Raw genomic sequence first — 6,609 nt, 5'->3', positions numbered from 1 at the left:
ACGAGTCTGTCGAGGAAGTAATCTGGCGTCCGAACGCGGGTCCGCAGAGTTGGATGATAGGGTGTCCGGTATTTGAGGTTTTTTACGGAGGGGCGAGGGGAGGTGGGAAGACGGCGGGGATGTTGGGGGAGTGGCTGAATCATGCGCAAAGGTGGGGGAGGGAGGCGAGTGGTCTGGTGGTGAGGCGGGAGCGGACGCAGTTAGTGAAGATGATAGACGAGAGCAAGAAGTTATATGGGAGGTTGGGTGCGGTTTATCACGAAGCGGACAAGTATTGGACGATGGGGAACGGTGCGCAGTTGAGGTTTGCGTATTTGGAGAGTGATGCGGACGCGGAGGCGTATCAGGGGCACGAGTACAGCAGGGTCTATGTGGAGGAGTTGTCGAATTTTCCGCGTGCTGATCCGGTGATGAAGTTGATGGCGACGTTGAGGAGTTCGAGGGGTGTGGAGGTAGGGTTTCGGGCGACGGGCAATCCGGGAGGTCCGGGGCATTTATGGGTGAAGCAGAGGTACATTGACCCGTGGCCGGCGGGGATGAAGGTTCTGATGGAGCGGTATGAGAATCCGTTCACGGGGAAGGTAGTGGAGAGGGAGCGGGTATTCATTCCGGCGCTTTTGAAGGACAACCCGCATTTGCCGGACGACTACGTAGCGAATTTGCAGATGCAGGGGAGTTCGACGCTGGTGAAGGCGTGGTTGCACGGGGACTGGTCGGTGATCGAGGGGGCGTTTTTCGAGGAGTGGGGGAGTGAGAGGCATGTGGTGTCGCCGCGGGAGTTGCCGAAGGAGTGGGTGAGGTACCGGGCGGCGGACTGGGGGAGTGCGAAGCCGTTTGCGGTGTACTGGATGGCGGTGAGCGACGGGAGTTTGCCGGAGTTTGCGCGCGGGGCGCTGGTGGTGTACCGGGAGTGGTACGGGATTGCGACGACGCCGAGCGGGCAGTGGAAGGCGGACACGGGGTTGAAGCTCACGGCGGAGGAAGTAGCGGAAGGGATACGGGATCGGGAGGGCAGCGCGGAGAAGATCGACTTTTCGGTGCTGGACCCTGCGGCGTTTGCGAACCACGGCGGGCCGTCGATTGCGGAGAGGATGGCGGCGCGGGGGGTTCACTTTCACCGCGCCGACAACACGCGCGTCGGTCCGCGCGGGGCGATGAGCGGGTGGGACCAGGTGCGCGCGCGACTGCGCGGGGACGGCGACGGGCGAGCGATGTTGATATTTTTCTCGACCTGTGTGCATTCTATTCGCACGATACCGGCGTTGCAGCACGACGTGATGCGGCCGGAGGATGTGGACACGGACGGTGAGGATCACTCGGGTGACGCGATCCGTTATGGCTGCCTTGCGCGCCCCTGGATGCGATCGGTTGAAGGACACGAGCCGAAGAAAGCGATGATGGGCCGCACGAACATGACGATCAACGAGATCATTGCGCAGCGGCGCAAAGCGCGCATTGAGGCAGAGGCGTGAGCGACTACGAGGGCGAGGCCGTCACGGAGCGCGAGACCGCGCAGAGCATGGAGCGCACACCACAGGGCATCGTCAGGCGATGGCTCGCGGAACTGGATGTCGCGAAACGCACCGAGAAAGCGTGGCGCGACGAAGGCAAGGACGTCTGGTCGAAGTACGAGGCGGAGAAGACCGCCAACAGCTCGTTCAACATTCTGTGGAGCAACACCGACACGCTGGCCCCGGCCGTGTTCAACTCGTTGCCGACACCCGACGTGCGCAGGAGGTTCCGCGATGCGGACCCGGTGGGCAAGCAGGCGTCGGAGATCATCGAGCGCACGCTGAGCTACGAGCAGGACCAGTACGACGCCTACAAGATCGCGCAGGACGCCGTGCTCGACATGCTGCTGCCCGGCCGCGGCGTGATCCGCGTGCGCTACATCCCGCTGATGGACGGCGACAAGGTGCTCGACGAGCTGGTGCCGTGGGAGCACGTTCAGTGGGACGAGTTCGCGCGCGGACCCGGCAAGCGGTGGGACGACGTGCAATGGGTCGCGTTCGCGCACGATATGTCGCGCGAGACGGCTCAGGAGACGTTCGGACAGGAGATGGCGGACAAACTGGAATACGGCGACGGCGAGAATACTGACAAGTTGAGCGAGAAGCAGGAGCGCGAGCTATTTCAGACGACGCGCGTGTGGGAGATTTGGGACAAGCCGACCCGCCGTGCACTGTTCATAGCTCCCTGCTACAAGGAAGGCCCACTCAAACAGGAGGACGACCCGCTCGGGCTGACGGGCTTCTTCCCCATGGCGCGACCCGCCTATTCCATCGTGCAATCTCGATCGCTGCTGCCGATACCACTGTATCGCTTGTACAAAGAACAGGCGAAGGAACTGAACCGCGTCTCGACACGGATCAACAAGATCGTCGATGCCCTGAAAGTTCGCGGTGCCTATGCCGGATCGCAGACGGACTTGGCCGCAGTCATCGAAGCCGGTGACAATCAGATGATCCCCGTTCAGAACCTCTCCGGCATGGCCGACATGGGCGGCTTGGAGAAGTCCATCTGGATCATGCCGATCGACAAGTTGGAGCGCGTGCTGGTGGCGTTGTACGCCTCACGCGATCAGATCAAGCAGACGATTTACGAGATCACCGGCATCAGCGACATCATTCGAGGCAGCACGTCCGCCTCTGAGACTGCTACGGCGCAGAAACTCAAGAGCGAATGGGGCACGATGCGCTTGCAGAAAATGCAGAAGGAGATTCAGCGTCTCCTGCGCGACACGATGAGGCTTCAAGCGGAAATATACGCTCAGCGGTACGACCAGGAGCGTTTCGCCGCCATCACTGGCGTTCAGTTGCCGACGCAGCAGCAGAAAATGCGGGCGCAAGCCATGATGCAGCAAGCCGCGCAACAGGCGCAGACGCAGGGCCAACCGCCGCCGCCGCCGCCGCCGCAGTTGCAGGAAATGCTCGCCAAGCCCTCGTGGGAAGATGTCATCGGCTTGCTTCGACAGGATGGATTGAGGCAGTATCGCATCGACATCGAGACTGACAGCACGGTGAAGGACGCATTGCAGGCCGACATGATGGGTCTTGCGGAAGTGACGGAAGCGATCGGCCAGCTTATGGCGGGAGCCGCGCCAGCCGTGCAGGCCGGACTTCTGCCGGTCGAGGTTCCGAAGGAAGTGGCGCTCGCGATCGCGCGGCGCGCGCGTCTCGGAACGGCCGTCGAGGACGCTTTGCAGACCATCGAGCAGCCACCGCCGCAGAATCAGACGGGTGAGGACATGACGCCTGAACAGAGGAAGGAACTCGACGCTGGAAGGCAGGAGATTGCCAAGGGCAAAGACGACCTGCACAAGCAACAGTTAAGCGTCTCGGATCAGCACCGCTTGATGCTCGAACAGGCGCTCAAGTTCACGCAGCAGCGCGTACAAGAACTTTCAGGGGACGCCGATACGCAGCGCGCGCGCGCCGATCAGGCGACCGCCGTGCCGCCCGCACAAGCGGCCGTCGAGCAGGCGATGGCGTCTGCCACCGAGCAGACCCAAGCCATGCTTCAACAGGCCATGCAATCGCTGCAAGCGGCGCTCATGGAGATCGCGCAACAGAGCCAGCAGGCAAGTCAGGCGATTCTGTCGGCCGTTCAAGCCAACGGCGCTCAGCTCGGCGCCGCGATCGAAGCGATGACCGCGCCCAAAACGGTCACGCTCACCGGACCGGGCGGCAAGCAATGGACCGGCAATTCACAAGCGGTAAGGCATTGAGTGATGCGAAGTTGTGTATCACGACGCTTGAGTTGGTCATCTTGGGCCGGGTGTATCGCTTCACTGGCGGCTATCGCGCTCTGCGTGAGCGCGAGTCCAGCGATCGCCGGCGACGCCGCGCTGACGTGGACTCTCGCTACGCAAAATACCGACGGGTCGGCGATTGCGGCGAGTGGCCCGACGAGTCTCGCAGCGACGCGGGTCGAGTGGGGCACTTGCAGCGGTAGCGATTTCGGCACGGCGACGGGCCAGCAGATCGTCGCAACGCCTGCCACGACGTACACGATCACGGGACTGGCGGCGGGCGTGTGGTGCTTTCGCGCGTACTCGCGCACGGTCGCGGGACTGGAGTCTGCGCCGACGAATGCGGTGAGCAAGACGATTCTGCAAGCGCCGCCGAATCCACCGGGGAATCTGACCGTGGCTGCGCTGGTGGTCTACCAGTTCATCGGCACGGATGATGCCGTGGCGTTGTTGCCGGTCGGAACGGTTCCTGCGGGGACCGCGTGCGATCCGGCGCAGTCGGTGAACGGCCGGTATGCCGTGCCGCGCGCTGCGGTGACGTGGTACGGCAACGTGAAACCCCGCGTGGTGTTCGCGCAGTGTGCCGCATGAGTTTGTGGTGGTGGATCCTCGAACGTCTATCCGGCCGTAGCGGGCCGGTCATTTCAAATTTCAGGGTGGTGCGATGAAACTCACGTGGTCCATTTCGCAGCGCAAGTCCGGCCGGCCGTTCGATCCCGCGACCGAGGTCGATCACTACACGCTTGAGATGCAGGTCGATGGCGCGCCGGACTTCTCGGCGATTCCCGCGCCAGGCGCAACGGCGCTCGAATACACGATCGATGTGACCGATCCCGGAACGTACAACTTTCGCCTGACGTGCTTTCCGAAGGTCGGTGCCGCGTCCGATCCGGTCACGAGCAGCGCGCAGATCCTCGACCAGAGCGCGCCGGTGATTGCGACGTTCACGGCGACGGTGTGAGACAACAGTGCAATGGCGATCCTCGTACTCATTGATCGCGACGCGAGTCACGCAGACCCCGAGAAAGATCAACGCGGGTGCTACAAGCGTGGTGACATCGTGGCCGTTCACGAGGACGACGCGCACGACGGCGATCTAATCAAGAACCCCGTGCAGGCGCCGTGGTATCTGATTCGCGTCGAGGGCGCTCGCAAGGCGCAGGTCGAGCGAGTGCTTGAGCCTGAGCGCACGGCCGATACGCCGGATGCGCGGGTGACGCGGCGGCGCAAGTTCGGCCTGAATCCTGCCGACTTGCCGGCCGCTGCGAGACAGGCGTTGCAGCGGGATCGGTACTTGTCTGTCACGCTCGCGCAAGCGCGCAATTACATCCGCGACAAGCTCACGCGAGCGGGGCTGTAGTGCAAACGCGCTACGTCAACACAGCGAGCACCGCCGGTGGCGACGGCACGACGAACGCGACGAGCGGCGCCAATCGCGCTTATGCGTCATTGTCGGAATGGGAGGCGGCTCGGCAGGCGGTCTTGTCGGAAGTCGAGGAAGTCATCTGCGAGGGCAGCGCGGCGGATACCTCGCGTCTTGATCTCGACGGTTGGACTACATCAGCCTCGAACTACATCCTCATCCGCACGACGCAGGCGAATCGGCATAACGGACGGTGGGACACATCGAGATACCGGCTAGACCCGAGTGCAACATCGTCTGCACTCTGGTGTTACGAGTCATACGTCAGGATCGAGGGAATACAGTTCCGCAATCGGAACAACGGCACGTGGAACCAGGAAGGAATCATGTTCGATTCCAGTTCCCCGGCCACGTCTGATCTGCGAGTGGATTCATGCATCGCGTATGACTGCGGCAGCGCGTCAGTCGGTTTTCGCGTACTCGGCGGCCGTGTCACGTGGACCAACTGCATTTCATACGGGAACAGCGCGAGTGGCTTTCGGATGCAGGACGCCGGCAACGGGGCAGAGGTGTACTACTACAACTGCCTTGCCGCGGCCAACGCAGACTACGGCTTCTTGTTCTCGTCCGGCACCTCGACCGCTCGCAATTGCTACGCTGGCGGCAACACGAATCCCGACTTCAGCGCCGCGCCCGGTACGGCATCGAACAACGCGAGCGAGGACGGAACGCACGGCTCGACGGTCGCTTACAGCACATCTGCCGGCGCCTACTTCACGAACGTCACGGCCGGTTCGCAGAACTTCGACATCGGTGCCTCGTCGGCACTGATCAATGCGGGCTACGACCTGTCCGGGACGTTCACGACAGACATTCTCGGCAACGCGCGCGGCGCGACGTTCGACATCGGGCCGTTTGAATATCAGTCCGCCGCCTCGGCGACGAGTCTACTGATTCCCCGCACGCGCGGCCCGAACGTCCTCTATCACTTCTGAGGTACATGTATGAGCAGGATCTACACCATTCCGATTGCACCGGCCGGACTGACCGCAGTACAAGACCTGTGGGCAATCGTCAGCGGGACGAATCGACCGACGCGGCTTGCGGGCCTGCACATCTTCCAGACATCTGATGTCGGCGACGCGGCCGAGGAGATCGTGCGGCTGCGCATCCGGTCGGGGCAAACGACCGTGGGCAGCGGCGGCACGGCACCGACGCCGATTCCGGTGAATGCTACGGACGCGGCTGCGCAGTTCACCGCGCGCATCAACGACACGACCCAGGCGACTGCCGGCACGATCGTCGTGCATGCAGAGATGGGCTGGAACATCCGCGTGGATCGCGACTTCTGGCTGCCGCCTAGTTACACGTTCGATTTCACCGGCGCGCGGCGCTGGACGATCGAGATTCCTGCGGCGCCGGCCGATTCGCTCACGCTCGGCGGCACGCTGTGGGTAGAGGAATTCGGCTGAAATTATCTGACAAAGGACACTCA

7 protein-coding genes are annotated in these 6,609 nt (G+C 62.7%); all 7 read left to right on the top strand.

Features of this window, described 5'->3' with window-relative positions:
• The coding region (locus IPF76_RS14210; RefSeq protein ID WP_293845292.1) for a terminase family protein at nt 1–1,472 on the top strand (1,472 nt) is incomplete at its 5' end.
• On the top strand, nt 1,469–3,727 hold the full coding sequence (locus IPF76_RS14205; protein WP_293845289.1) for a hypothetical protein: 2,259 nt from the start codon (nt 1,469–1,471) through the stop codon (nt 3,725–3,727). The genes IPF76_RS14210 and IPF76_RS14205, both read left to right, overlap by 4 nt.
• Before the next feature lie 84 nt (nt 3,728–3,811).
• The gene (locus IPF76_RS14200) at nt 3,812–4,342 is read left to right on the top strand and encodes a hypothetical protein (protein ID WP_293845287.1); all 531 of its coding nucleotides are present in this window, start codon (nt 3,812–3,814) and stop codon (nt 4,340–4,342) included.
• Between the two features lie 73 nt (nt 4,343–4,415).
• Nucleotides 4,416–4,712 carry a fibronectin type III domain-containing protein gene (locus tag IPF76_RS14195; protein ID WP_293845284.1) on the top strand — a complete coding sequence of 99 codons (297 nt, stop codon included), beginning with the start codon at nt 4,416–4,418 and terminating at the stop codon, nt 4,710–4,712.
• A gap of 12 nt (nt 4,713–4,724) precedes the next feature.
• The gene (locus IPF76_RS14190; RefSeq protein ID WP_293845281.1) at nt 4,725–5,111 is read left to right on the top strand and encodes a hypothetical protein; all 387 of its coding nucleotides are present in this window, start codon (nt 4,725–4,727) and stop codon (nt 5,109–5,111) included.
• Nucleotides 5,111–6,109: a choice-of-anchor Q domain-containing protein gene (locus tag IPF76_RS14185; protein ID WP_293845278.1), complete on the top strand. Its 999-nt coding sequence runs from the start codon at nt 5,111–5,113 to the stop codon at nt 6,107–6,109. The genes IPF76_RS14190 and IPF76_RS14185 overlap by 1 nt, the downstream gene beginning before the upstream one ends.
• Nucleotides 6,110–6,118: 9 nt before the next feature.
• The gene (locus tag IPF76_RS14180) at nt 6,119–6,586 is read left to right on the top strand and encodes a hypothetical protein (RefSeq protein WP_293845275.1); all 468 of its coding nucleotides are present in this window, start codon (nt 6,119–6,121) and stop codon (nt 6,584–6,586) included.
• Nucleotides 6,587–6,609 lie beyond the last annotated feature (23 nt).

The sequence above is a fragment of the Sphingopyxis sp. genome, assembly GCF_016704835.1.
In the GTDB taxonomy this organism is placed as follows: domain Bacteria; phylum Pseudomonadota; class Alphaproteobacteria; order Sphingomonadales; family Sphingomonadaceae; genus Sphingopyxis.
This window is presented reverse-complemented; position numbering and strand designations above follow the sequence as displayed.

Excerpts from the sequence above, each read along its gene's own strand:
- IPF76_RS14190 (WP_293845281.1), top strand. The coding sequence starts at position 4,725 with ATGGCGATCCTCGTACTCATTGATCGCGACGCGAGTCACGCAGACCCC.
- IPF76_RS14195 (WP_293845284.1), top strand. The coding sequence starts at position 4,416 with ATGAAACTCACGTGGTCCATTTCGCAGCGCAAGTCCGGCCGGCCGTTC.
- IPF76_RS14180 (WP_293845275.1), top strand. The coding sequence starts at position 6,119 with ATGAGCAGGATCTACACCATTCCGATTGCACCGGCCGGACTGACCGCA.